This is a genomic window from Rhizobium sp. GR12 (assembly GCF_036596185.1).
Lineage (GTDB): Bacteria > Pseudomonadota > Alphaproteobacteria > Rhizobiales > Rhizobiaceae > Agrobacterium > Agrobacterium nepotum.
The window spans coordinates 62,902-89,593 of sequence record NZ_JASXTH010000002.1; the positions used below are offsets into that span (position 1 = coordinate 62,902).

Here is a 26,692-nt window from a genome sequence, read left to right on the forward strand (position 1 = left end):
GGTTAAACCTCAGCCGTCGCAGCAAACCCGACTTCAAGATCCTTCTTGAGGTCGGCAACATCCTCAAGCCCGATCTGAAGGCGGATGACCGGGCCTTCCGATGGGCCTTTGGCGATAGTCCTGTCGACAAGCGATACCGACACGGCAAGCGATTCGTATCCGCCCCAGGAATAGCCAAGCCCGAAGAAAGTCAGTGCATCGAGGAAAGCTGCCGCTGCCTGCTTGTATTTGCCTTCTTCCGCCTTCAGCACGAAGGAAAAGACGCCGCTTGCGCCCTTGAAATCGCGCTTCCACAGATCGTGCCCGGCAAAACTCGGCAAGGCCGGATGCAGAACGCTCACCACATCGTCGCGACTTTCCAGCCAGCTGGCGATGTCGAGCGCGCTTTTCTGGTGGTGAGCCAACCGGATGCCCATGGTGCGCATGCCGCGCAGGATCTGATAGGCGTCATCAGGCGTCACGCAGATGCCGAGATTGGTGTTGGCCTGATAAAGCGCCTTCCAGTGCTTTTCATTGGCCGAGACGAAACCCATCAGGACATCGGAATGCCCGGAGGGATATTTGGTCGCGGCGTGAATGGAAACGTCGACGCCGAAATCGAGCGGCTTGAAATAAAGCGGCGTCGCCCAGGTATTGTCCATCGTCACGATGCAATCATGCCTGTGGGCAATCTCGGTGATCAGCCGCACATCCTGAATCTCGAACGTGTTGGAACCCGGTGCTTCCAGATGAACGAGCTTCGTATTCGGCCGGATGAGCGCCTCGATGCCCGCGCCGATCGCAGGATCGTAATACTCCACTTCCACACCGAGCTTCCTCAGCATCATGTTGCAGAAGCGGCGCGTGGGATAATAAACGGAATCGACGATCAGCGCATGATCGCCAGCACCGAGATAGGCCAGAAACGGCACGGTGATCGCCGCAAGGCCCGACGGCACGAGAATGGTTCCGGCAGAACCTTCCAGCTCGTTGACGAGATTGCAGAGCGCATCGGTCGTCGGCGTGCCGTGGGTGCCGTAGGTATATTTCTGATTTTCGGTCGAAAGCGTCGCCGCGTCGGGGAAAAGCACGGTGGAGCCGCGCACGATCGGGGGATTGACGAAACCGAAACAGTCTGCGGGATCGTTGCCGCCATGGGTCAGGCGCGTATTTACACCTGCGGCGGAAAGCAGGTCATTTTTCTTGGTCATTTCAGATCAGCTTTCGAAGGGGTACCGACCGACCGACAATGCGTAGAGCCGAAGGCGAGGTCAAGTCCCGAGGGACCTCCGTCAGTCTGGTATTGATCCATCTCGAAACAGCATACAAGAAGTATACAAAAATCGCGCAAGTGCAAATTTCCGCAAAAATATGCTTATATTTTCACCCTTTGCACACTTCCCGACCAAAATTTGGAAAATTCCGTTTTATAGGCACAATTATTGCCGGCACGTCTTGACCCCGCTGCCAATTACGATTGTGATAGAAAAAGCGGATCGAAAAGATCTTGCTGAAGGGGGAGCTGGGGCAAGTCAATATGCCGGTCCTCTTCCAATTGACGATAACAAACAAAGGTTGGGAAAAATGAAAAAGGCAATTCTGTCAGCCGTAATCGGCGCAGCAGTTTTGGGAGGAGCCTCGGTCGCTTCGGCTGCGACGCTTCAGGATGTGAAGTCAAAAGGTTTCGTCACCTGCGGCGTGAGCGCTGGCATTCCGGGATTTTCCAATCCCGATGACAAGGGCGAATGGTCCGGCATCGACGTTGACTATTGCCGTGGTATTGCCACTGCGGTTTTCGGCGATCCTACGAAGGCCAAATTCGTCGCTCTTTCGAGCAAGGACCGTTTTCCGGCCCTCCAGTCTGGCGAGGTCGACGTTCTGACCCGTAACACCACCTGGACGATCAGCCGCGACACGTCGCTCGGCTTCAACTTCCGCACTGTCAACTATTATGACGGCCAGGGCTTCATCGCCAAGAAGGGCCTCAACGTGAAGTCCGCTCTCGAGCTTTCCGGCGCCGCCGTCTGCGTTCAGACCGGCACGACCACCGAGCTCAATCTCGCCGACTATTTCAAGACCAACAACCTGCAATACAATCCGGTTGTCTTCGAAAAGGAATCCGACGCGACTTCCGCTTATGATTCCGGCCGTTGCGACGTCTACACCACCGACCAGTCCGGTCTTTATGCTATCCGTCTCAAGCTGAAGAACCCGGAAGACAACATCGTTCTGCCTGAAGTGATCTCCAAGGAGCCGCTTGGACCGGCCGTTCGCCAGGGCGATGATCAGTGGTTCGACATTGTCACCTGGGTTCACTACGCGATGGTCAACGCCGAGGAACTGGGTATCACCTCGAAGAACGTCGACGAGCAGAAGAACAGCGCCAACCCGGACATCAAGCGTCTGCTGGGCACTGAAGAAGGCACCAAGATCGGTACCGATCTCGGCGTGACGAACGACTGGGCTTATAACATCGTCAAGCTGGTGGGTAACTACGGCGAAGTCTTCGACCGCAACGTCGGCGCCGGCTCGCCGCTCAAGATCGAACGTGGCCAGAACGCGCTGTGGACCAAGGGCGGCCTGCAATACGCACCGCCGGTCCGTTGATCGGTCCCATCGTCGGTTAGTCCTGAAGGAGGCTGGGCGATGCCCGGCCTCCACTTAAAATTATACAATAAGCTCGCAAAGAGCATATAAAAGGGAAAGGTGCCTATGGCAGGCAACGCGGTCAGTTCGCAACGATCGCGCGCGCAAAGCGCGTCGTCACTTCTTTATGATCCACGCATACGCGGAATTTTCTATCAGGTTCTGACAGTCGTCATCCTGACCGCCTTCGTCTGGATCATCGTGACGAATACGATCACCAATCTTCAACGATCAAACATTTCGTCCGGCTTCGGCTTCCTCAACGGAAGAGCCGGTTTCGATATCGGCCAGTCGCTGATCGCTTATACCAGCGATGCGACCTATGGCCGGGCTTTGCTCGTTGGTATCCTCAACACGATCCAGGTCGCATTTTTCGGCATCATCGCCGCCTCGATCATCGGTTTCATCGTCGGCATCGCCCGGCTGTCCAGCAACTGGCTGATCTCCAAGCTGGCGCAGGCCTATGTGGAAATCTTCCGCAACATCCCGCCCCTGCTCGTCATCTTCTTCTGGTACAAGGGCGTCATCTCCGTTCTGCCGCAGGCGCGTGATTCGCTGGAGCTTCCGCTCGGAAGCTACCTCAATAATCGCGGCTTCTTCTTTCCCAAGCCGCTTTGGGGAGAAGGCACCTGGCTCATGCCGCTCGCCTTTCTGGTCGCCGTCATCATCAGCGTCTTCGTTTATCGCTGGGCAAAGGCGAGGCAAGAGAGAACCGGCCAGCAATTCCGCACCGGGATCACGCTGACGCTTCTCCTCATCGGCCTTCCCGCAGCAACATTTCTCGCACTTGGTTCGCCGCTGACCTTCGACTTCCCGATTGCCGGGCGGTTCAATCTTGCCGGCGGCGCGGTCGTCGCACCTGAATTCATGTCGCTGTTTCTGGCGCTCTCCTTCTACACTGCCTCCTTCATCGCCGAGATCGTTCGCGGCGGCATCAAGGCCGTGGCGAAGGGGCAGACCGAGGCAGCGGATGCATTGGGTCTTCGCCCAAGTACGACGACGCGTCTGATCGTCATCCCGCAGGCGATGCGCATCATCATCCCACCGCTGACAAGCCAGTATCTCAACCTGACCAAGAACTCCTCGCTTGCGGTCGCGGTCGGTTTCGCCGACATCGTCTCCGTCGGTGGCACGATCCTGAACCAGACGGGACAGGCGGTCGAAGTTGTTGCGATCTGGCTGGTTCTCTATCTCTCGCTGTCCATTCTCACGGCCTTGGTCATGAACTGGTTGAACGCGAAAATGGCCCTGGTGGAAAGATAACAGATGACGATCAGCAATCCCGCTTTCGTGCGCCAGACCATTGAAGAAGCCAAACCCGCGCCTTCGAGCGCGGTAGGCGTCAGCCATTGGTTGCGCACCAAACTTTTCGCCACACCGAAGGACACCGTCCTTACGGTTCTCGCCGTCGCCTTCCTCGCCTATCTTCTGCCGCCACTCTTCAAGTGGCTGTTCATAGATGCGGCATGGACCGGCACGGATCGCATCGCCTGCCTTACCGCCTCTCAGGGCGGCGCGCTTCCCGACGATCAGTCGGGCGCGTGCTGGGCGTTCATTTCGGCGAAATTCGGCCAGATCATGTTCGGCCGTTATCCGATCGACGAACGCTGGCGTCCTATCCTCGTGATGGTGATGTTCACCATCCTGCTGATACCGATGCTCATTCCGAAAGCGCCGTTCAAGCGGCTCAACACGCTGGCGCTTTTCATCATCCTGCCGATCATTGCGTATTTCCTCCTCATCGGCGGCGTCTTCGGCCTGCCGGTGGTGGAAACGCAGCTCTGGGGCGGCCTGATGGTCACGCTGATCCTGTCGTTCTTCGGAATAGCGGTGTCCCTGCCCTTCGGCATTCTTCTGGCGCTCGGCCGGCGGTCGAACCTGCCGGTGATCAAAATGCTATGCGTGCTTTTCATCGAAGTTATCAGAGGCATTCCCCTGATCACCGTCCTGTTCTTCGCAAGCATCATGCTGCCGCTGTTCCTTCCCGATGGGTGGACCTTCGACAAGTTCCTGCGCGCCCTGGTCGGCGTGTCGCTCTTCTCCTCGGCCTATATGGCAGAGGTGATCCGTGGCGGCCTGCAGGCAATACCGAAGGGGCAATATGAAGGGGCGGATTCGCTCGGCCTGAACTATTGGCAGAAAACCCGGCTAATCGTGCTGCCGCAGGCGCTGAAGCTCGTCATTCCGGGCATCGTCAACACCTTCATCGGGCTATTCAAGGACACGTCGCTGGTCTCCATCATCGGCATGTTCGACCTGCTCGGCATTGTCACACTCAACCAATCGGATGCGAACTGGGCGACACCTGTCACCGCAATGACGGGTTATATTTTCGCAGGCTTCGTATTCTGGATATTCTGCTTTGGCATGTCGCGTTATTCGCTGTTCATGGAACGGCACCTCGACACCGGGCATAAACGATAAGGGACGCTCAAAATGGCAGAAACCCAAACAAAAAAACTGGCCGTCTCGACAACGGACGTGGCGATCGAACTCATCGGCATGAACAAGTGGTATGGCGACTTCCACGTCCTGCGCGACATCAACCTCAAGGTGATGAAAGGCGAGCGTATCGTCATCGCCGGTCCTTCGGGTTCGGGTAAATCGACCATGATCCGCTGCATCAACCGGCTGGAAGAACATCAGTCCGGGCTGATCAACGTCGATGGCATCGAGCTTACCAATGATCTGAAGAAGATCGACGAAGTACGTCGCGAAGTCGGCATGGTGTTCCAGCACTTCAACCTCTTCCCGCACCTGACGATCCTCGAGAACTGCACGCTGGCGCCGATCTGGGTTCGCAAGATGCCCAAGAAGGAAGCCGAGGAAGTGGCGATGCACTATCTGAAACGCGTCAAGATCCCCGAGCAGGCCCATAAATACCCCGGCCAGCTTTCCGGCGGCCAGCAGCAGCGCGTGGCGATTGCCCGCTCGTTGTGCATGAAGCCGAAGATCATGCTGTTCGACGAGCCGACATCGGCGCTCGACCCGGAAATGGTCAAGGAAGTACTCGACACCATGGTCGGTCTTGCCGAAGACGGCATGACGATGCTGTGCGTGACCCACGAAATGGGTTTCGCCCGCCAGGTCGCCAACCGCGTCATCTTCATGGATCAGGGCCAGATCGTCGAACAGAACTCGCCTGCCGAATTCTTCGACAATCCGCAGCACGAGCGCACCAGGCTGTTCCTCAGCCAGATTCTGCATTAAAAACACTGCAATCGGTGACAACGGAAAAACGGGGCTGCAAAGCCCCGTTTTTTTATGCCGCAAAGACGCACGACTGACCGTCCCGTCCCCTCACGAAGCACGACATATGTCGCGATTCCCGCGAAAACCCGGCATGCAGGAGACCGAAGGCGGCCCTCGCCCCACCTCTTTAACCATCTGTTACGAAACAGGAATCCTTGTTTTTCAGGGGCTTTGGCCGCCCTTGTCATTTTTTTGTCAAATCATGCATTTTTCCGCTTGCGGACCAACGGGAGCCTGACTATAAGGGCGCCACACCGCAAGTGTACGCGCCCTTCGTCTATCGGTTAGGACGTCAGATTTTCATTCTGAAAAGAGGGGTTCGACTCCCCTAGGGCGTACCATTTGCTGTCGTGTTCTCCCCATAAAACCTTCTAAAAAACGTAATACGCTTCGATAGCAATTGTCGTCGCTCATCAGGCTGATCGCCCTTTCTTTGCGACGATGGATTGCCGGGAACCGATTTCCCTGCAGACGCCGGCTAAGCCTCCGGCATCCACTCGGTAGGACGGTAAAACCTGCTTTTTCGTTCGACGATAGGACCGTTATTTCAAAGTCTTGGCCTCGTCCGTTACGGTTTTCCACAGCCCCTGCGCCCCGGTAAAAAAACTCGTCACGAAGCGAAAAAAATCGATTTTTCCGCTTGCGGACCAACGGGAGCCTGACTATAAGGGCGCCACACCACATGTGTACGCGCCCTTCGTCTATCGGTTAGGACGTCAGATTTTCATTCTGAAAAGAGGGGTTCGACTCCCCTAGGGCGTACCATTTCTTCTCCTGCAAAATCAGCATTATGCACAGAAGTCCTAACGCGATGCGTGAGAGAAAAGGCTCCGGCCGTCCCTCGGCGTTTTCCCCTGAAATTGAAGCTTGATCCGCAGCCCGTCAGGGTGCGAAAGCCGCGTCCAGAACGCGCAACTGCACACGCCTCTGACCCTGCCATAAATCAGCGCCCACGGTGCCCGCGACGTGGATGGACCTGCCGCGCGCATTCAGCAGCATCTGCCCCAGAGGGGCCTCTGCGGCGCGGAATGCGATGCCGTCCAGCCGAGAGCCATCCATGGCCTCCAGCGTGATCTTGACGTGGGCGGTACCGACGAGGCGCACATCGCGCAGCCGATGGGCAGGCACGGCGAAGATCGGCTGTGAATGGCCGGAGCCGTAAGGACCGGCTTGCTCCAGCTGATCGACGAGCTGCAATGTCGCGCCCGACGCACCGATCGCGCCATCGATCTTCAGCACGCTGCTTTCCACCAGCTCGCTTACCGTCTTTACGGCGGCTTCCTCGAAGAAAGTCCTGAGCTTGCCGAGATTGGCGCGTTCCACCGTGAGGCCGGCGGCCATGGCGTGGCCACCGCCCTTGACCAGCAATCCCGCATCCACGGCGGCGCGCACCATCCGGCCCATATCGAAACCATTAATGGAGCGGCCGGAACCGGTACCCTTGCCAGAGGGATCGAAAGCGATGGCGAAGGCCGGGCGGCGGAAACGATCTTTCAGACGCGAGGCGAGCAGCCCGACGATGCCCGGATGCCAGTTTTCACGGGCGGTGACGATGACACCGGCGCCGGAGCCGTCGCCATACTCGTAAAGCGCCTCCGCTTCGGCTTCGGCCAGCATCACGGCTTCCATCGCCTGTCGCTCACGGTTCAGTTCATCGAGCTTTTCGGCGATGACTTCCGCCTGGGATGGGTCTTCGATGGTCAGGAGACGGCTGCCGAGCGCGGCATCGCCGATGCGGCCGCCGGCATTGATGCGCGGCCCGATCAGGAAACCGAAATGATAGGGCGTCACCGGCCCCCCCAGCCCCGCCTTCTTGAACAGCGCGGCAAGCCCCGCATTGTTCATGTGGCGCGCGGCAATCAGCCCCTTCACCACATAGGCACGATTGAGCCCCTTCAGCGGCACCACGTCGCACACGGTGGCAAGGGCGACGATATCGAGAAGCGCCAGCAGATCGAGCGTGAAGGCCTGCCGGTTGCGTCTGTCTTTCAGCAGCCGCAGGGTGGCGACCAGCACCAGAAACACCACACCGGCGGCGCAGAGATGCCCCTGCCCCGAAAGATCGTCTTCCCGGTTGGGATTGACCAGCGCCACCGCCGGCGGCAGTTCCGAACCGACCTGATGGTGATCTATTACCACCACATCGGTTCCCGCATCTTTGGCGGCGTTCAGTGATTCATGGCTGGTGGAGCCGCAATCGACGGTGACGATCAAGGTCGCGCCATTGGCGGCAAGCTGCTGCATCGCCGCCGGGTTTGGTCCGTAACCTTCGAAAATCCGGTCTGGAATGTAGATTTCCGGCGTCAGCCCGAAATGCGCGAGAAATCGATACATCAATGCGGAAGAAGCAGCACCATCGACGTCGTAATCGCCAAAGATTGCGACTTTCTCCCCCCTGTCGATAGCGCGGACCAGCCTTTCGGCCGCTTTCTCGCAATCTGTCAGCATGTGCGGATCGGGCATCAGCGAACGGATGGTCGGATCGAGGAAAGCGAGGGCCTCATCCACACCCACCCCGCGCCCGGCCAGCACCCGTGCAATCAGTTCGGGAATGGCATGGATCTGGGACATGGCCAGCGCACGGTTCTGTGCGGCCTGATCCAGCCGCGAAACCCAGCGTTGCTCTGTGGCCGACCGCTCCACGCTTAGAAACGCGCGGGCCACGGTATCGGCCGGCTCCATCATTGCCATCCTGTCCATCGTCCTGTCATGCGAGTGCGCATCCGCGCCTTGTCATGACAACGGGCTAAATGGCGGTGACGCCTTTTTCAAGCAAAAACGCCCGTATGAGATTTCACACCGAAAAAATCGAGAAAAACGGGCTGACGATCGACACGGCGCCAACCAGCAACAACAGGGAAAACACCGCAAGCGAACACCAGTTGCGCTCATATTCGGCAATATCGAATTCCATGCTTCGAATATTGTCATTGGCATTGTGAGGCCGCGCCCGGTGACGGGCGACCACAACGCCTTCATGCATGCTGTCCTTGAAAAGGATAATCGATGTCACGGCCACGCCTCCCTCGCTTGGTGAACATGATTAACCATAGAGCCGAATCGCGTTGTTTTCCAGCGGTTCTGCGGCCTCACCCTCAAATTTTATGGTGGCTCGTGCGGCAGGCGCTTCCGGACGAAAAAAGACCGCGCCTCCATGTGAAAACGCGGTCTTCGGGTTCAAAAAAGGTCTGGAACGTCTCAGGTCCGCTCGATGCGGATGACCTGGGGTTCGCTGACCAGATATTTCTCGTTCTTGATTGCCTTGACGGCCTTGCGGATCGCATCTTCCATCGTCGCATGGGTAACGAGGATGATCGTCTGCGGCGCGCCTTCCACCTGCACGCGCTGGCGCTGCACGATGGATTCCAGCGAGATGTTGTTGTCCGCCATGCGGCTGGCGATGGAGGCGAAGACGCCCGCCTGATCCTTCACCGTCAGCCGGATGAAATAACCGCCCTCATGGCTCTTCATCCTGGCGCGGCGATATTCCGTCAGCGACTTCGCCGGGCGGCCGAGCACCGGAACCTGCTGGGCACCGGGACGGCTCTTGGCAATGTCGGCGATATCACCGAGCACAGCCGAGGCGGTGGCGTTGCCGCCCGCACCCGGACCGACCATCAGCAACTCGCCGAGAATATCGGATTCAATCGCCACCGCATTGGTGACGCCATCAACCTGCGCGATGACGGAATCGAGCGGCACCATGGTCGGATGCACCCGCTGCTCGATGCCGGATTCGGTGACCTGCGCCACGCCGAGAAGCTTGATGCGATAACCCAGCTCGGCGGCCGCCTGGATGTCCTCGCTGGAGATATTGGTGATGCCTTCGAGATAGATGTCGTCGGCCGAAATCTTGCTGCCAAAGGCGAGCGTGGTCAGAATGGCAAGCTTGTGGGCGGTATCGTTGCCCTCGATATCGAAGGCCGGATCAGCTTCGGCATAACCCAGCCGCTGTGCTTCCTTCAGACACGCCTCGAACGACAGCCCTTCCTTCTCCATCTTGGTCAGGATGTAGTTGCAGGTGCCGTTCATGATGCCATAGATGCGCGACACATGGTTGCCGGTGAGAGACTCACGTAGCGCCTTGATGACGGGGATACCGCCGGCCACGGCCGCTTCGAAATTGAGGAGCGCGCCCTTGTCTTCGGCAATCGTCGCCAGTTCGACGCCGTGCTTGGCAAGCAGGGCCTTGTTGGCTGTCACCACATGGAGACCGCGTGAAAGCGCTGCGCGCACGGCCTTTTCCGCCTGTCCGGAAGCGCCGCCGACCAGTTCGACCAACACGTCGATATCGGCTTCGTTCGCAAGCTGTTCGGGCGTATCGAACCAGGTAATACCATTGAGATCGATGCCTCGGTCGCGCGAACGGTCGCGCGCGCTGACAGCAATAATCTCAATCGCGCGTCCGCAGGTGTTTGCAAGTTCGTTGCTTCTCTGCTGGAGGATGCGCACGAGCGAAGCGCCGACAGTGCCGAGCCCCGCTATGCCGATTCTCAATGAATCTGCCATGGGTATGTTCCTGATTTGCTGGTGATGGTGACGGCCGGGACCCGGCCGTCTTCGGTTGCCCTTATCTGTGGGCATTGAGCGAAACGACATTGTGCATCGTTTCGTCAGCGCTCGACAGGAAACGCTTCAGATTGCGCGCTGCCTGACGAATTCGATGCTCGTTTTCAACGAGCGCGAGGCGGACGTAATCATCGCCCATCTCGCCGAAGCCGATGCCGGGAGCAACGGCGATATCAGCCTTCTCGACCAGAAGCTTGGAAAATTCCAGGCTGCCGAGATGGCGGAACTTTTCCGGGATTTTCGCCCAGGCGAACATAGTCGCCGCCGGCGGCGGAACTTCGAAGCCGGCCTTGCTGAAAGTATCGACCATGACGTCGCGACGGCGGCGATAGACGCTGCGCACTTCGGCAATGTCGGAGCCGTCGCCGTTCAGCGCATGCGTCGCCGCAACCTGGATCGGCGTGAACGCGCCGTAATCCAGATAGGACTTCACGCGGGTCAGCGCCGCGATCAGCCGCTCGTTGCCGACGGCAAATCCCATGCGCCAGCCGGGCATGGAGAAGGTCTTCGACATGGAGGTGAATTCGACTGCAACGTCGATAGCGCCCGGAACCTGCAGAACGGAAGGCGGCGGATTGTCGTCGTCGAAATAGATTTCCGAGTACGCCAAGTCAGACAGCACGATGATCTCGTGCTTCTTCGCGAACGCGATCACGTCCTTGTAGAAATCAAGCGAGGCGACATGCGCCGTTGGGTTCGACGGATAGTTGACGATCAGCGCCAGCGGCTTCGGGATGGAGTGGCGCACCGCCCGCTCCAGCGGACCGAAGAAGCTTTCATCAGGCTCCACATTCATGGAACGGATGACGCCGCCCGCCATCAGGAAGCCGAAGGCGTGGATCGGATAGGTCGGGTTCGGGCACAGGATCACGTCACCCGGCGCGGTGATGGCCTGCGCCATATTGGCGAAGCCTTCCTTGGAGCCAAGCGTTGCGACAACCTGCGTATCCGGGTTCAGCTTCACGCCGAAACGGCGGGCATAATAGCCGGCCTGCGCACGGCGAAGGCCGGGAATGCCCTTGGACGAGGAATAACGATGGGTGCGAGGATCCTGAACGACTTCGCAAAGCTTGTCGACGATCGCCTTGGGGGTCGGAAGGTCAGGATTGCCCATGCCGAGATCGATGATATCGGCTCCGGCCGCTCGCGCGCTCGCTTTCAAACGGTTGACCTGTTCGAAGACGTATTGCGGCAGACGCCGGACCTTATGAAACTCTTCCATCTCTTTCCTCATGGAAATGGACCGGTTCTGCCGGCCCATAACGAAGTTCGTTCTTGTTTTCAAACGCCGCCGACACGAACCGATCCGGCAGACGTTATTCATTGTACCGCAAAGCACTGGAAAACCTACAGGGGTTTTCTCGGTCCGCACGGCATCACGATCATCCGCCTTGTGCTTCCGGCATGGCCTTTTCAGACCCCCGGCAAGGCGGATTGCGCAATGTAATCAGGAAACCTGCATAACGCCAGATTCTGGGAAAATGCAAGGCAGACCATGCTCAAGATCGGCCATTTCGGCCGTTCAGCCGCGCTCGCCCTTCACAATTGCCGCGCGGATGACCGAAAGCACCCGCTCCGGCTTGATATCCGTGCAGACGAGCTGGCTTGGATGTCCGTCCCAGTCGCCCGGCGGAAAGGCGCGGCCATCCGGCTTCTGAATGGTCTGACCATCGGCAAGCCCGCCGCAGACGACGCGCACCGGGCCGCTGCGGGTCTCAAACAGTTCCGGCGCAACGAGGTAGACGCAGGCGCAGCTGTCATGCACCACCATGCCGTCGCCCGTGCGGGTCTTGTAGAAATCGATGTAGAATTGCGACAGATCGGAAAGCAGCTGCACCGGCTCGCCGCCCGCTTCCGCCATCTCCGCCATGAAGGCGCTGGTCATCACCGTTTTCGTCGTCACGTCGAGGCCGACGACGACCACACGCCAGGGTGCCGTGAAAACCAGATCGGCCGCTTCGGGATCGCCGTGAATATTGGCTTCGGCCGCCGGAGAAATATTGCCGTTGATGTCGAAGGCGCCGCCCATGACGATCACCTGCTTCACCAGTGCCGCAAAATCCGGCTCCTCGCGCAGCGCCAGCGCCAGATTGGTCATGCGGCCGACGGCGATCAGCGTCACCTCGCCGGGATTGGCCTTGACCGTCTCGATGATGAACCGGTGCGCCGGGCGAGGATCGAGCGGCAGATCGATGGTCTCAGGGATATCGATATCGCCAAGACCGTTCTCGCCATGGATGAATGTCGGCCAGTGGCCTTCCTTGCGGGCAGGATCGAAAGTCACGCCTGCACCCCTGGCCACCGGCGCCGTCATCTGCCATTCCCGCTTCAGGAAAAGCGCATTGCGGGTGGTGATATCGATGGGTGCGTTGCCGAAGACGGTGGTGACGCCGATCAGATCGATATCGGGGTGGCGATGCAGGAACAGAAGCGCCATGGCGTCATCCACACCGGGGTCCGTATCGAATATCACTTTATGCATAATGCCCTCATCCTGATGTCTTAAGCGCCATCGCTTCTCTTGGCGAAGCGCCACGGAAACATACCCATAAGCGGCAACACCGCAATCCCCCTGTCCGCACCAGATCGGAGAGAAAAATATTGCGTGGCGATCTTTTCGGTGAAAGAAGGGGGCCTCTCCTTCCGCCCGCTCGGACATGCCAAGTGCAAGACATCGCCCTCAACGTTTTTCTGGTTCTCTTCTGTGTCGCCATCTTTGCCGGATTTATCGATTCCATCGCCGGTGGCGGCGGTCTCATCACCATTCCGGCCATGCTGATCATGGGCATTGCGCCGCTCGACACGCTCGGCACCAACAAGCTGCAATCGCAGTTCGGTTCGGCATCGGCCACCATCGCCTATGCAAGGCGCGGGCATGTCAATCTGAGGGAACAATTGCCGATGGCCGTCATGGCGATGTTCGGCGGCATGTTGGGCGCGGTCATCGCAGCCTTCGTACCATCGGATCTCCTGCGCACCATCATGCCGTTCCTGCTGATCGCCATCGCCCTCTATTTCGCCTTCAAGCCGCAGCTCAGCGATATCGACAGCCATCGGCGCATCACGCCTTTCGTGTTCGGCCTTACCGCTGCACCGCTGGTGGGTTTTTATGACGGTGTTTTCGGCCCCGGCGCGGGTTCCTTCTACATGCTGTCCTTCGTCGCGCTTGCCGGTTTCGGCATGCTGAAGGCGACCGCCCATACCAAGCTCCTGAACCTCGGTTCGAACTTCGGCGGCTTCGTTGTTTTTGCGGCTGGAGGTGCTGTTCTCTGGAAGCTCGGCCTCGCCATGGGCGTCGGCCAGTTCGTCGGCGCGCAGATCGGATCGCGTTTCGCGATGAAAAACGGTGCGAAGATCATCCGCCCGCTCCTGGTTATTTCCTGTCTGGCAATGGCAACGAAACTTCTTGCGGATGCATCATCCGTCTGGTCCATCACAACGATCTGGGAAACCATCTTCCCCAAATGATGGGAAAATGAAACGGCCCGGCGCAGGCGTCCAGGCCGTGGACGCTACGCCGTGGCGCGACGGCGTCTGCGGTCGGCGATTTCCCTGATGACCACCATTGCGCCAACCAGCTTGTAGTTGGAGGAGTAGCAGGGTGACATTTCGAGCGACTTTACAATCGTATGGCCGTCATGATCTTCGGCATAGGTATATTTCGACGTACCGCCCTTGAAGCAATTGTCGAGCCGTTCCCGCAGGTCGTTCTGAAAACGGTGCACCCCGACAAGCTCGGCGATGTGACATCCCAACAGCCCATCCGGCGAATTGCGTGGAAACGCCTCGAGCCCATTGGCGAAAGACACGCGGTAGCCGGGGGAAACGACAACCACGGGCTCGTCGAGATCGTTCAGCATGTCCTCATCAAGGATGAGATGGCGATGATGCCATTCCAGGCTGTCCTCGTCCTCGTCGCCGATCACCTTGGCCTTTAGCGGCATGCCGACATAACGATCGACAAGCGTTCGCAAAAGCTCGGAATTGCGCTGCACGCAACCAAGATCTTCCGCCTCATGATTGAGGAGATCGATGGCGAAACGGAACTGCTCGCGAATGTCCTCGGAGCTGCCGGTCTGACGCCCGATGACCCGGTTGAGCAGCTGCTCCAGTTCACGCTCCAGCACTGCGATCTTGTCGGCCTCGTTTTTACCAACGGCAGATTGCAGTTCCGTGTAACGCAGCCAGAACAGCTCTATTAAATCTTTCAACCCAACTCTCCCTGAACGGGCAAACAGCCCGCTCCCAATCCGAATGGATAGACGCTTATCCCCTGATTATAGCGTTCACGCGCTTAAAAATGACGTAACAACATACGGGAACGCTACAGGGGCCGCGTTCTAAAATACCATAGCTGCTGCTATTTTTTCAATTTCGATAATCCATGAACGAGAAATGAGGTTCCACCAACGTAAAAAAATGTCGAAATGCACAATTTCACGACCGAATTTTCTAAAAATCACGAGAAGTCCGGCCACGTTGAAAACGTCTCAAATCTGGTGCTTCACGTCCCAGCGATCATGATACCACAGCCATTGTTCGGGATATTCGCGGACCCAGCTTTCAACCTTGTCGTTCAAAAGCTGCGCCGTCGCCTGAATATCGACATTGCCTTTTTCATCACGCGGAATCTCGACCTTCGGCTCTATTTCCAGCCTGTAGCGATTGTCCGGGAGACGCACGCAACGGGCGGGATAGACATCGCAATTGAACTGACGCACCAGCTTGGCCAAAAGCGGGTTGGTGCGAACCTCAAGGTCGAAGAACTTCGTCGTCAGCCCCTTGCCGAACTTCTGGTCGACCAGAACGCCGACACCGCCGCCCCTTTCCAGCTGCCGCGCAAGCGCAAAGGACGAGCCGGCATGCGAAGGCACAAGATTGCCCATGCGTTCCTTGCGGAACTTGAACACCTTGTCGGCCACAAAGGGATTGTTCGGCGGCCGGAACAGCACCGTCACATCGAGACCGAAGGCGGAACTGGCCACCGGCAGCAATTCGAAATTGCCGCTATGGGCGGTAAAGACGATGAAAGGCCGCGGATTGTCGCGCAGGTCCGTAAAGGTCGGAATGCCCACGACCTGAATACGGCCCGGTTCGTTTTTTTCCGGATCGAAATCGAACAACCGGTCGAGGAAGACATATTCCGCCGCAAGCCGACCCATGTTGCCCCAGCTGTCCATCGCGATGGCCAGCCGCTCCTCTTCGGATTTCTCCGGAAAGGCGCGCGCCAGATTGTACAGCATCAGCCGGTGGCGGCCGGTTTTGGGGCCGACCCAGCGCACTAGCCTGTCGGCTGCGCGAATGCCAGCATCGGCTGGAAAAAGCTTCAGCAGATTGAGAAGGCCGAAGGCAAACGTCGCGATCAGCCATTGCCGGAAACGGTCCAGCTTCAGAACGATCCGCGTAATGAACAGTTTCAAGGCGTCAATCCATCCGCAGAACGATTTTGCCGAATACCTGGCGCGTTTCCATACGTTCCAGCGCCCGGTCGATATCCTCGAAGGTGACTTCGGTGTCGATAACGGGATGAACGATGCCGCGCGCCATCTTCTGCATGGCGTTGGCCATGTTCTCCATGCGGCAACCGAAGGAACCGAGCAGCTTCAGCTGCTGCTGGAAGAGCATCATCAGGTTGATATCGGTGGACACGCCTGACGTGGAGCCGCAGGTGACGAGACGTCCGCCCCGCTTCAGCGAGAACATCGAGGCCGCGAAGGTGTCCTTGCCGACATGCTCGAACACCACGTCGACGCCCTTCTTTTTCGTTAGCTTGCGCACGACGCCTTCGAAACGGTCGGTCCGGTAGTTGATGACGTGGTCGGCGCCGAGAGCCTTCGCCCGTTCGATCTTGTCGTCTGAGCCGACAGTGGTGATGACGGTGCACCCCATCTTCTTGGCAAGCTGGATGGCCGCCGAGCCGATGCCGGAGCCGCCCGCATGCACGAGGATCGTTTCGCCCGGCTCGAGCTTCGCATTGTCGAACAGCATGTGTTCCACCGTGCCGAAGGTCACTGGCGCCAGAGCCGCGCCGATGGCATCGACGCCATGCGGTGCGGGAACAAGCTGGCGGGCGGGAATATTGATCTTTTCCTGCGCGAAGCCGTCGAGATGGAAACCGTGCACGCCCTGAACATGTTCGCACAGATTGTCGCGGCCTTCGCGGCAGGGCTTGCAAATCCCACAGGTGCGCGCGCCGTAGATCGCGACGAGCTGGCCCGGCAGCACGTTCGAAACGCCCGGACCGATGGCCTCCACCACGCCGGAAGCCTCAGCACCGATGGTGAGCGGCATCTTGCGCTTGGCAAAAGCCATGCCGCGCCAGCCCCAGACGTCGATGTGGTTGAGCGCCACGGCCTTGACACGCAGCGTCACCTCGCCCGGTCCCGGTGCATCCGGTTCGGGCAGGTCCACTTTTTCGAGCTTCCGGTCGTCGACGAGTTGAAGAGCGCGCATGTTTCAGTCCTTCGCCCGGAGGCGTTTATCCCAAGAATAATTCCAGCAAAACTCTGTAGCGGTTTTTCGGCCGGAATGCGTAATCAAAGAAGCGAGAGCGTTTCCGAGGTTTCGATCTGGCCGGAAACGCCTCTGTTTTCTGGCGGAATCGATCAGGCCGGTTCGCGCGTCATGACAAGGCTTGCATTCTGCCCGCCAAAGCCGAAGGAGTTGGAAAGCACGGCATTCACCGTCGCGTTCCGTTTTACATTCGGCACCACGTCGAGCGAAATGGTGGGATCGGGATTGTTGTAGTTGATCGTCGGCGGCAAGGTGCCGGTCAGCATGGTCTGCAGCGAGAACACCGCCTCCACTGCACCCGCCGCTGTCAGCGTGTGGCCGATCATCGACTTGTTGGACGACAGCGGAATGCCCTTCAGGCCTTCGCCGAAAACGGCAAGCATCGAGCCATATTCCATCTTGTCGTTTTCCGGCGTCGAGGTGCCGTGAGCGTTGATGTAGCCGATATCGCTTTCGGCGACACCCGCATCGGCAAGGGCCGCGCGGATCGTCGCGATCGCCGGACCGCCGTCTGGCGAAGAACGGGTGCGGTGGAAACTGTCGGCCTTTTCACCGGCGCCCTTGATGATGCCGAGAACCTTGGCGCCGCGTGCGACGGCGGCTTCCAGCGATTCCAGCACCAGCGTCGCCGCACCTTCGGCGATCACAAAACCGTCGCGATCCTTGCTGAACGGCTTGGATGCCTTTTCCGGCGGGTCGTTCTGGGTCGAAAGCGCAGACAGCAGCGAAAAGCGGATCAGTGCCTCGGCGCTGACCGAACCGTCGGTGGCAACCGTCAGCGCCCGCTCGGTGCGGCCCTGACGGATTGCCTCGACGCCGAGCTGGATCGCGGTTGCGCCAGAAGCGCAGGCGGTGGAAAGCGTCACCGGAAGACCGCGTGTGCCAAAACGGTCGGAAAGACGCTCCGAAATCGCTCCGAAAAGTGCCGCCTCCTGAAATGCAGGGTCGGGACGCTGACGGAAAGCCGTCAGGAACCGCTCATAGGCATCGCCCGGCTGGGCGGCCGGTGGAGACCGGTCGGCAAGCTCGAAACGGGCGCTCCATTCCGGCTCGATCGGCGGCGCGGCCAGGAACAGCGGCCCGTCGAAATCACCGGAGATGCCGGCCTGCGCCAAGGCCTCGATAGTGGTTTCGCGCGCAAAGGCATAGGAGCGCTCGACGGAATTGGGAACCGGGATGTCGATGAAATCGACCGTGCCGCTGATCCTTGTCGAAAGCCCCTCCGTCGGGAAGCGGGTGATCTTGTGGATGCCGGACTTGCCGGCCGTCAGCGCCGCCCAGTTATCGGCAAGACCCTGCCCCAGCGAGGTGATGATGCCCATGCCGGTGACAGCGACGATCGGGCGACCGAGATGATCCTTGAAATTGGAAGCCATGGTCTTTTCTCCTCACACGTCACGGGACAGAACGGCGACACCTTCGCCGCGCACATGGCCGACGGTGGTGACGACCGCTTCGCTGGCCGCCTCGCCCATTGGCTTTTCCGCGGCGGCATCGAAAGTAGGCACCTTCGCGCCGCTTTCAAGTGTCAGCGCCGCGAGCGCGAGGCCAAGCGGAAACTGCGCCTCGAGCCCATGACCGGTAACGCCGCCGAAACCGCGAATCGCGGCCTGCGGCAGGATTTTCTCGAGAATATTCTTTTCGCGGCGGGTGACGTCGTCAAAGCCGCTCGCGCCGGAAAACACGACGGTCGCCGCACTGTCCTTTGCGGGAGCGAGCAGGCGCTCCATGCGCTTTTCCATCTTGCCGTCGTCACGGCTGCCGCGATCGCCTTCGATGGCGTCGATGCGGGCATAGATCCGTGCGCCGCGTTCGCTGGCGTGCTTGCGCGATTCCAATACGAGGAAGGCTCCGAGCGAACCGGAAACCATGCCGCCGCCGTCCTGGCCGCTACGCGACCACAGCGGCTGCCAGCCGCCCTGCGCATGCGCACCGATCGCTTCGAACAGCAGGATCATATCGGGACGCTCGGCGGAAAAGGCGCCGCCCACCAGCGCGTGGCTTGATTCGCCCGAACGGATGCGGTGGAACGCGGTTTCAACGGCGGAAATGCCCGCCGCTTCCTCACCCATGAAGGTGCGGGAGGAGCCGGTAACCTTGTGCACGATGGAGATGTTGCCTGCCATCAGATTGGAAAGCTGGGCGAGAAACAGGGTCGGACGCAGTTCCGTCGTCAGCTTCTCGTTGAGTAGCACTTCGCGGTCGTTGCGCTTCAGCGCCTCATCGACGATCAGCGTATCGACATTGATGTCGCGCTCGCCGCCGCCGGCGGCAACGATCATGTCCATGGTGGCGCAGGCTTCGGTATTCTCCTTCAGCCCGGCATCGTCGAGCGCAAGGCCCGCAGCAAAAACGCCGAGGCGCTGCCAGTTTTCCATCTGGCGCTGGTCGCCACGCTTGGCGATCTGCGTGGACCAGTCGATCACCGGCATGGGATGGACCGGATAGGGTTTGAATTTTTCGGTCTCGATCACCGTTTCCGGCGCCGCCGTTCCCGAAAGAAGCGCAAGATGCGCCTGGCTGCCGACGCCGTGACAGGTCACGATGCCGACCCCGGTTATCACCACATCATTGTCAGATTTCATCGTCTGTCATCCTTTGCAGCCGGACCGTTCAAGCGGTCACGGCTATCCAACAGCGGTCGCAAACGACCACTCCATGCGTTGCGGAATAAAGCGCGCGATGCGGATTGGCAATGGTGAAGGCCCGATCCGCCTGCACAAGCCCCCGATTTTCATACATCAACACGGCGGCGACGCGAAAAACGCCCTCTTTCGGTATAGTGGAAGCGCTTATTTTTGCGCATCCGCAGCAATTGCCGCCATCAGGCCGACTTCCTCGGCCCGCTTTCTGACGATAGGCGCGAGCGGAATTTCGCTGAAGGGCATTGTCCGCAGCTTCAGCTGCGCGTCGCAGACCTTCTTGCCGCCAGAGGTGATCTTCGCCTTGGTGACGGCGAAACCGGAACCGTCATGCTCCAGCACCGCCTCGATGTCGAGAACCGCGCCCGGCTCCACGAAAGTTCGCATCTTGGCGCCATCGACCGACATCAGGAAAGGCATGGACGAAAAATCGCTGAACGCCAGAACCAGCATGCCGGAAGCCTGCGCCATGGTCTCGATCAGAAGCACGCCCGGAACCAATGGCATGCCGGGGAAATGTCCCTCGAAAACCGGGCTTTTGTCGGGAACGACGGACTGCGCCTTCAACGTGCGCGTCGTCATATCCACGGTCTCGACCCTGTCGATCATCTGAAAATATTCAAGCAGCATCCGTCCGGCCCGTTTCTGGTCGGTTACGACCCGCCCTTGAAGGCCGGGTCCAGAAAAAGAAATGCCCGCTCGAAGCGGGCATTATCGTCTTAGCCCTTGGCTGCGCTCAATTCGTCGATCTTGGCGCAGAGATTTTTCAGCACGAAGTATTCTTCGGTGGAAACCTTGCCTTCGTTGACTTCCTGCGTCCACTGCTCGAGCGGAATCTTGATGCCGAATTCCTTGTCGATGGCGAAAACGATATCCAGAAAGTCGAGGCTGTCGATGCCCAGATCGTCGATCGTATGGCTTTCCGGCGTAATGGTTTCGCGGTCGATTTCGCTGGTTTCGGCGATAATGTCGGCAACCTTGTCGAATGTAGCTGTCACGCCCATAATCCTTATTGTCGTTCGTATTAAATATGCTGTCTGACGCACCACATAGGCAAGTCGCACAAAAAAGCCAATGGTTTCGTGACGTAACTTTGAATTTTGCCTCAAAACTGTTGCCTAAACAGCAACCGAATGGCGGCCGCGTCCATTACCGAGATAGGCGTCGAAGATTGCCGCGATATTACGGACGAATGGCTTGCCCGCCTCTGTCACGGCAAAAATATCGGCGTCGAACCGCACCACGCCGTCCCTGTCGGTTGCGGCAAAATGCTGCGCCTGCGCCCTGACGGAATGGCTGGCCTTGCCGAAGCGGTGCTTCAAATCCGAGAAATCGAGCGAAAAATCGCACATCAGCCGCTCGATGACATGCGAACGCAAATGATCGTCTTCGGACAGCTCTATCCCCTTGATGACGGCGAGACCGCCTATCCGCTGATATTCCCCCGTCGCCACCATGTTCTGCACATAGCCCTGCGGCAAGCGGCCGATCGAGGATGCGCCAAGCCCGATCAGGGTGTCGGCCGTGTCGGTGGTGTAGCCCTGAAAATTCCGCCGCAGCTCGCCCGCCTCGGCCGCCCGGCATAAATTGTCGGCCGGCCTGGCGAAATGATCGATCCCGATCGTCCTGTAACCCGCCTCGCCGAGCATCTCTCCCGCCATCCTCATCTGGCGGTAACGCTCGGCAATACCGGGCAATGCGTCTTCGGGGATCATCGACTGGTGCTTTTTCATCCAGGGAACATGGGCATAACCGAAAAGTGCTACCCGGTCCGGATCAAGCGAGACGATCTGGTTGACCGTCCTCTCCAATGTCTCGCAGGTCTGAAACGGCAGGCCGTAGAGAATATCGCAATTGACCGAATGGACGCCCCTCGCCCGCACGGCATCCACCACCGATTGCGTCTGCTCGAAGGTCTGGATGCGGTTGATGGTTTTTTGCACTTTGTCATCGAAATCCTGCACGCCAACGCTTGCCCGCGTCATGCCGATGGCGGCAAGCGCATCGTAGCGACCGTCGTCGAGATCGTTCGGGTCCATCTCCACGCTGATTTCAGGCGCCAACCCGAAGGTGAAATGGCCTCGAAGACAATCCATCAGGCCCACCATATCCTCAGGTCTCAGCATGGTGGGAGAACCTCCGCCGAAATGCACGGCACTCACCACCGCATCCGGTGAAACTAGAGCCCCGACGGCCGTTATCTCCCGTTTAAATGCTTCAAGATAAACGGCAATCGGCTCGTATTTCAGCGTGTGTTTGGTGTGGCAGGCACAGAACCAGCACAGCCGGTCGCAATAGGGAATATGCAGGTAAAGCGATATCCGGTTCCTGTGGCCGAGATCGCCGAGCCAGCGGCGATAGGTGCCAATATCGATTCCCTCGTGAAAATGCGGCGCGGTAGGATAGCTCGTGTAACGCGGCACGGCGCCCGAATATTTGTGAAGAAGTTCGGTATTCATCCCCGGATTTGCCTTTTATCAAGTAAATGTCGATTTCCTCTCTTTCAGTAATGGCTGCGACAGTTTGCAACTTTGACTTCAATCAAGTCGCACCTTAAGTTCTTGCTAAAGTAGACGCGGGGGCGACGGCTACACGGCGCAAGCCTTCGAAAAGACCGGATTTCACACCCACGGTCGCATTCGTCCCTTAAAGCCAGCATCGGAAAAGGCTTATGGACACGTTGCAAAAGACCATCCACAATTCGCAGGAACCCGTGGTGTGCCGCTCCTGCCAGGGGCGCCATGGCGGTCTTTGCAGCACATTGACGCCGCAGCAGCTCTGCGACCTCAACCGTCATTCCAGCCGCAAAAAACTGGAAGCGGGCAATGAGCTGCTTGGCCAGGGTGAACTCGTCACTTCCTATGGCAATATTCTCAACGGCGTGGTGAAGCTCTCGAAGATGATGTCGGATGGCCGCCAGCAGATCGTCGGCCTGCAATTCGCACCGGATTTTCTCGGGCGGCCGTTCATGGCGGAAAGCAAAATGACGGCGGAAGCCGCAACCGATGTGGAAATCTGCCTGTTCCCGCGCCATATCGTCGAGCGCATGGTTTCCGAAGTGCCTGACATGGAGCGGAAACTTCACCGTCAGTCGCTGAAGGAACTGGATGAAGCGCGCGACTGGATGCTGACGCTCGGCCGCAAATCGGCACAGGAAAAAGTTGCGAGTTTTCTTTATATGATCGCCACGCATATCGACCCGGCAAAAGACGACAAATCGTCCTTCGACCTGCCGCTGTCACGCGCCGACATCGCCGATTTCCTGGGCCTCACCATCGAAACAGTTAGCCGGCAAATGACCAAGCTGCGCAAGGAAGACATCATCCGCATCGAGAACAACCGCCATATCACGGTGCCCGACCTCGATATGCTCAGCGAAACCGCCGGCAACGACTGACCGGCACTTTTACGCTGTCTTCATTGCCCCTGAAGCGCTGATTTACCGGAATAAATGTGCGGCGCCCTCGCCTCGGCGGGCAGGAGCGCCAAACCGGCAAGAACCAGCAAAGCGGCGATGCATCTCATGATATTTCACCCTGTCACCCGCTTTTTCAGCGGCCTGTTTGTTATGACCACATCATAAGCGGCAAAGCGCATCCATCCGCTTAATATCTTCGGTAAGCGGATGGTTCAAAGGCAGGGTAAAGAAGGGGTTATGAGAGCGGTTGGCACAACGAAGCCCAAGGATTGCCGTCATCCTTAGGCTTGTCCCAAGGATCTAAACACGTCGATAAAATCAAGACGTTGCAGATCCTCGGGACAGACCCGAGGATGACGTTGGAGTGTTTGGTGGGGGTCGTTATCAACTTCCATGTCATAGACGGTGTCCGGAAATTTAAACCGAACAGCCGTGGGACAGGCCCGAGGATGACGAACGGTGGGGAATTACTGCGGTACAGGCGTCGCGACCGGCTTCTGGTTTTCGGCGAGCGCCCGCAGTTCCGCGACGCGGCGTTTGTATTCGGCTTCCGAAATCTGGCCATTGCGGCGTGCGGCGCCGAGGCGCGAGAGGTTCGATTCCATGGTGGAGGCCTCGTCGTCGCCCATCTGGGTGCCGGCGGCGGTCATCGGCGTCCCAAAGGTCGGATAGGTGCCGGTATCGCGTCTCTGGCTCACCGCATTGTCGCTGACGGGGCGCGGACCGACGATTTCGGCTGTCGGGCGGCGCATATGGGCGGGCGCGACGATCGGCTCAGGAGCCTTGCAGGCGGCAAGCGTGGTGACGAGCATGACGCCGGAGAGCGAAAGAACGGCGATTCTTGCGGTGTTTTCCGCATATGTTCCCCATGTGCCCATCTGCTTGCCCATCGTCATGTTCCGCCTGTAAGGATATCTGCCAATATCGAATTCGACTGCGGTTCGGTCCTTTGCGGCCTCCCCTTGCTGGTGGAACTTGTATTCGTTTTCATGCAGAATGTGCAAACACAAATTTGGTGGAGGACGGCGCATGGCGGGTGTTGACGGCGGGCTTAAGAAAAAGGGTGGCAAAACGCCCGGTTTCGATGCCAAAGCCGCCGAGGCTTACCTGATCCGCGACCCGGAAACCTTCGCGGTCAACATCGCCCGCGCGCTCGAGAATCTCGGCAAGGCAGCGTCTGAATGGCTGGCGCCGCGCGAGCGCGGTGAAATTCCGCAGGCCAGCGCCGATCCGGTGACCGATCTCGTCAAGACCCTGTCCGATGTCGCCGAATACTGGATGGCGGAGCCGAAACGTTCCATCGAAGCACAGACCCACCTGCTTTCCAGCTATTACGATCTCTGGGCGAAATCGGTAGCGCAGTTTTCCGAGGATGCCGATTCCCCCTCGGCAAAGGCTGCCGAGACCGGCCCGGCGGAGCGTAAAAACAGGCGGTTTGCCGATGCGGACTGGCAGGAAAATCCGTTTTTCGATTTTCTTCTCAAAGCCTATCAGACCACCGTCGGTTTTGCCGACCGGATGGTGACGGAAGCCGAAGGGCTGGACGAGCACACCCGCACCAAGGCGCTGTTTTACATGCGGCAGGTGACGGAAGCCCTTTCACCGGCCAATTTCGTCTTCACCAATCCGCAGGTCTTCCGCGAGACGGTCGCATCCAGCGGCGCCAATCTCGTCAAGGGCATGGCGCAGCTTGCCGAAGATGTTGCAGCCGGCCATGGCCACCTGAAATTGCGCCAGACCGATTACAGCAAATTCGTCATCGGCCAGAATATCGCCATCACATCAGGCAAGGTGGTTGCCAGAAGCCCGCTCTGCGAGATCATCCATTACGCGCCGACGACGAAAAAGGTCTTCAAACGGCCACTGCTCATCGTGCCGCCATGGATCAACAAATTCTACATTCTCGATCTCAACCCGCAGAAATCCTTCGTCAAATGGTGCCTCGATCAGGGTCATAGCGTTTTCATGGTCTCGTGGATCAACCCGGACGCCCGGCTGGCCGACAAGGGCTGGGAGGACTATATCCGCGAAGGCATCGATTTCGCCCTCGACACGATCGAGGAGCGAACCGGCGAAAAGGAGATCAATGCGATCGGTTATTGCGTCGGCGGCACGCTTCTGTCAGCAGCGCTGGCTTTGCACGCCCAGGAAGGCAACGAGCGTATCCGCAGCGCCACGCTGCTCGCCGCCCAGACGGATTTCGTGCATGCGGGCGATCTCAAGGTCTTCATCGACGAGGGCCAGCTTGCAGCGCTCGACAGACACATGAAGGCGGTCGGTTATCTCGACGGCTCGATCATGGCCACCGTCTTCAACATGCTGCGCGCTTCCGATCTCATCTGGCCCTATCTGGTCGATAATTACCTGCGCGGCACGGAACCCCTGCCCTTCGATCTCCTCTATTGGAATTCCGATTCGACGCGGGTGACCGCTGCCTGCCATTCCTTCTATCTGCGCAATTGTTATCTCGAGAACAATCTCGCGCGCGGGCTGATGCGGGTAGCGGAAAAGAGGATCAACCTCGGCGATATCACAATCCCGGTCTATGATCTCGCCACCCGCGACGACCATATCGCGCCCGCCAAATCGGTCTTCACGGGTGCGGCGCTGTTCGGCGGCCCGGTGGAATTCGTGCTTGGCGCTTCCGGCCACATAGCGGGCGTCGTCAACCCGCCGGAACCCGAAAAATACCAATATTGGACAGGCGCATCACCAACAGGAGACTTCGATGCCTGGCAGGCCTCCGCCACCGCCCATAAGGGGTCATGGTGGGTGCACTGGCAAAACTGGATCGAAGCCCAGGATGGTGAGAAGGTGAAGGCGAGAGCCCCGGGCAGCGGCAAGCGCGCCATACTCGGCGATGCGCCCGGAACCTATGTTCTCTCCTGACGAAATCCGCCCGCCATTCCTCTCACCTTTCAGGCCACATGCTCTTCACGCCTCCCCTCGTTCCCGCCACGCTAATCGCCCGCTACAAGCGTTTCCTCTTCGATGCCATTCTCGATGATGGCACGACGATTACCGGCTCCTGCCCCAATACCGGCTCCATGCGCGGGCTGACCGCGTCAGGCTCACGTATCTGGCTGTCCGAACATGACAGCCCGACCCGAAAATACCGGCACATGCTGGAAATGGTCGAGGCCGATGGCACCGTGGTCGGCATCAATACCGGCATGCCCAACCGGCTCACGGAAGAAGCCATCCTCAACGGCCGCATCCCGCCACTGACGGGCTATTCGACGATCCGGCGCGAGCAGAAATACGGCCGCAACTCCCGCATCGATTTCCTGCTTTCGCAAATCGGCCGGCCGGATGCCTATGTCGAGGTGAAGAACGTGCATTTCATGCGCGAGAAGGGTCTGGCCGAATTCCCTGATACCGCCACCAAGCGCGGCGCCAAACATCTGGAGGAGCTGGGCGACGCGGTGGAGGCCGGTCACCGGGCGGTGATGCTTTACCTCATCCAGCGCGACGATTGCGACCGGCTGCGCATCTGCGACGATCTCGACCCGGTCTATGCGCTGGCGTTCAATCGGGCCATGGCACGCGGCGTGGAGGCCTATGCGGTGAAATGTACCGTCTCCCCGGCACAAATTTCGGTCAGCGGAACGGTTGCGATGGACGAATGGCGTCCGGCTGTTTTATGAACGGAGATGTAAAAAGACAGAAAGCA

General features: G+C 58.8%; 23 protein-coding genes and 2 tRNA genes. 10 read left to right on the plus strand and 15 right to left on the minus strand.

The genetic code is table 11. The features are described from left to right. Positions 1-2: 2 nt before the first annotated feature. Entirely contained in the window at positions 3-1,190 is a 1,188-nt protein-coding gene (locus QSK43_RS03250; protein ID WP_332302294.1) for a cystathionine beta-lyase, read from the minus strand. A gap of 373 nt (positions 1,191-1,563) precedes the next feature. Between QSK43_RS03250 and QSK43_RS03255 the strand changes: the two genes are divergently transcribed. From QSK43_RS03255 to QSK43_RS03280, 6 genes are all read left to right on the plus strand, one after another. Next, positions 1,564-2,586, plus strand: coding sequence for an amino acid ABC transporter substrate-binding protein (locus QSK43_RS03255; RefSeq protein WP_045018375.1), 1,023 nt, complete (start codon positions 1,564-1,566; stop codon positions 2,584-2,586). A 105-nt stretch (positions 2,587-2,691) separates the two neighbouring features. Then, on the plus strand, positions 2,692-3,888 hold the full coding sequence (locus QSK43_RS03260; RefSeq protein ID WP_332302295.1) for an amino acid ABC transporter permease: 1,197 nt from the start codon (positions 2,692-2,694) through the stop codon (positions 3,886-3,888). Between the two features lie 3 nt (positions 3,889-3,891). Further along, entirely contained in the window at positions 3,892-5,049 is a 1,158-nt protein-coding gene (locus QSK43_RS03265) for an amino acid ABC transporter permease (RefSeq protein ID WP_045018371.1), read from the plus strand. Positions 5,050-5,061: 12 nt separating this feature from the next. Then, on the plus strand, positions 5,062-5,835 hold the full coding sequence (locus tag QSK43_RS03270) for an amino acid ABC transporter ATP-binding protein (RefSeq protein WP_045018370.1): 774 nt from the start codon (positions 5,062-5,064) through the stop codon (positions 5,833-5,835). Positions 5,836-6,143: 308 nt separating this feature from the next. Then, positions 6,144-6,218, plus strand: a tRNA-Glu gene (locus tag QSK43_RS03275). A gap of 349 nt (positions 6,219-6,567) precedes the next feature. Further along, positions 6,568-6,642: transfer RNA gene (locus QSK43_RS03280), tRNA-Glu, on the plus strand. Positions 6,643-6,759: 117 nt separating this feature from the next. Here the strand turns inward: QSK43_RS03280 and recJ are convergent. From recJ to QSK43_RS03305, 5 genes are all read right to left on the minus strand, one after another. Next, positions 6,760-8,568 (minus strand): single-stranded-DNA-specific exonuclease RecJ, encoded by a 1,809-nt coding sequence (gene recJ, locus QSK43_RS03285; protein ID WP_442967783.1) that lies wholly within the window; start codon positions 8,566-8,568, stop codon positions 6,760-6,762. Between the two features lie 103 nt (positions 8,569-8,671). Further along, positions 8,672-8,896 carry a hypothetical protein gene (locus QSK43_RS03290; protein WP_332302296.1) on the minus strand — a complete coding sequence of 75 codons (225 nt, stop codon included), beginning with the start codon at positions 8,894-8,896 and terminating at the stop codon, positions 8,672-8,674. Between the two features lie 179 nt (positions 8,897-9,075). Next, positions 9,076-10,386: a homoserine dehydrogenase gene (locus tag QSK43_RS03295; protein WP_332302297.1), complete on the minus strand. Its 1,311-nt coding sequence runs from the start codon at positions 10,384-10,386 to the stop codon at positions 9,076-9,078. Between the two features lie 61 nt (positions 10,387-10,447). After that, positions 10,448-11,668, minus strand: coding sequence for an LL-diaminopimelate aminotransferase (locus QSK43_RS03300; protein ID WP_332302298.1), 1,221 nt, complete (start codon positions 11,666-11,668; stop codon positions 10,448-10,450). Positions 11,669-11,968: 300 nt separating this feature from the next. Then, positions 11,969-12,928 carry a nucleoside hydrolase gene (locus QSK43_RS03305; protein ID WP_332302299.1) on the minus strand — a complete coding sequence of 320 codons (960 nt, stop codon included), beginning with the start codon at positions 12,926-12,928 and terminating at the stop codon, positions 11,969-11,971. 182 nt (positions 12,929-13,110) lie between these two features. Between QSK43_RS03305 and QSK43_RS03310 the strand changes: the two genes are divergently transcribed. After that, positions 13,111-13,914: a TSUP family transporter gene (locus QSK43_RS03310; protein WP_332302300.1), complete on the plus strand. Its 804-nt coding sequence runs from the start codon at positions 13,111-13,113 to the stop codon at positions 13,912-13,914. Positions 13,915-13,958: 44 nt separating this feature from the next. Here QSK43_RS03310 and QSK43_RS03315 read toward each other — a convergent pair whose 3' ends face one another. From QSK43_RS03315 to hemN, 8 genes are all read right to left on the minus strand, one after another. Next, complete coding sequence (locus tag QSK43_RS03315) at positions 13,959-14,657, minus strand: hypothetical protein (protein WP_332302301.1); 699 nt, start codon at positions 14,655-14,657, stop codon at positions 13,959-13,961. A gap of 279 nt (positions 14,658-14,936) precedes the next feature. After that, positions 14,937-15,866 carry a lipid A biosynthesis lauroyl acyltransferase gene (locus QSK43_RS03320; protein WP_045025252.1) on the minus strand — a complete coding sequence of 310 codons (930 nt, stop codon included), beginning with the start codon at positions 15,864-15,866 and terminating at the stop codon, positions 14,937-14,939. A gap of 4 nt (positions 15,867-15,870) precedes the next feature. Further along, positions 15,871-16,899: a zinc-binding dehydrogenase gene (locus QSK43_RS03325; RefSeq protein WP_332302302.1), complete on the minus strand. Its 1,029-nt coding sequence runs from the start codon at positions 16,897-16,899 to the stop codon at positions 15,871-15,873. Positions 16,900-17,051: 152 nt separating this feature from the next. Then, positions 17,052-18,335: a beta-ketoacyl-ACP synthase gene (locus QSK43_RS03330; RefSeq protein ID WP_332302303.1), complete on the minus strand. Its 1,284-nt coding sequence runs from the start codon at positions 18,333-18,335 to the stop codon at positions 17,052-17,054. A gap of 12 nt (positions 18,336-18,347) precedes the next feature. Then, the gene (locus QSK43_RS03335; RefSeq protein WP_332302304.1) at positions 18,348-19,544 is read right to left on the minus strand and encodes a beta-ketoacyl-ACP synthase; all 1,197 of its coding nucleotides are present in this window, start codon (positions 19,542-19,544) and stop codon (positions 18,348-18,350) included. A gap of 207 nt (positions 19,545-19,751) precedes the next feature. Further along, positions 19,752-20,231 carry a 3-hydroxyacyl-ACP dehydratase FabZ family protein gene (locus tag QSK43_RS03340; protein WP_332302305.1) on the minus strand — a complete coding sequence of 160 codons (480 nt, stop codon included), beginning with the start codon at positions 20,229-20,231 and terminating at the stop codon, positions 19,752-19,754. 89 nt (positions 20,232-20,320) lie between these two features. Then, positions 20,321-20,605 carry an acyl carrier protein gene (locus tag QSK43_RS03345; protein ID WP_152643204.1) on the minus strand — a complete coding sequence of 95 codons (285 nt, stop codon included), beginning with the start codon at positions 20,603-20,605 and terminating at the stop codon, positions 20,321-20,323. 114 nt (positions 20,606-20,719) lie between these two features. Then, on the minus strand, positions 20,720-22,060 hold the full coding sequence (gene hemN, locus QSK43_RS03350; RefSeq protein WP_332302306.1) for an oxygen-independent coproporphyrinogen III oxidase: 1,341 nt from the start codon (positions 22,058-22,060) through the stop codon (positions 20,720-20,722). A gap of 212 nt (positions 22,061-22,272) precedes the next feature. Here hemN and fnrN point away from each other — a divergent pair, with 212 nt between their 5' ends. Beyond that, on the plus strand, positions 22,273-22,998 hold the full coding sequence (gene fnrN / locus QSK43_RS03355) for a transcriptional regulator FnrN (protein WP_045025265.1): 726 nt from the start codon (positions 22,273-22,275) through the stop codon (positions 22,996-22,998). A gap of 488 nt (positions 22,999-23,486) precedes the next feature. On the opposite strand, the gene QSK43_RS03360 is transcribed toward fnrN, so the two are convergent. Then, positions 23,487-23,909 (minus strand): hypothetical protein, encoded by a 423-nt coding sequence (locus QSK43_RS03360; RefSeq protein ID WP_234704290.1) that lies wholly within the window; start codon positions 23,907-23,909, stop codon positions 23,487-23,489. Between the two features lie 139 nt (positions 23,910-24,048). Here QSK43_RS03360 and QSK43_RS03365 point away from each other — a divergent pair, with 139 nt between their 5' ends. Both QSK43_RS03365 and sfsA read left to right on the plus strand, forming a co-directional pair. Further along, positions 24,049-25,908, plus strand: coding sequence for a PHA/PHB synthase family protein (locus QSK43_RS03365; protein ID WP_332302307.1), 1,860 nt, complete (start codon positions 24,049-24,051; stop codon positions 25,906-25,908). 38 nt (positions 25,909-25,946) lie between these two features. Further along, on the plus strand, positions 25,947-26,666 hold the full coding sequence (gene sfsA / locus QSK43_RS03370) for a DNA/RNA nuclease SfsA (RefSeq protein WP_332302308.1): 720 nt from the start codon (positions 25,947-25,949) through the stop codon (positions 26,664-26,666). Positions 26,667-26,692 lie beyond the last annotated feature (26 nt).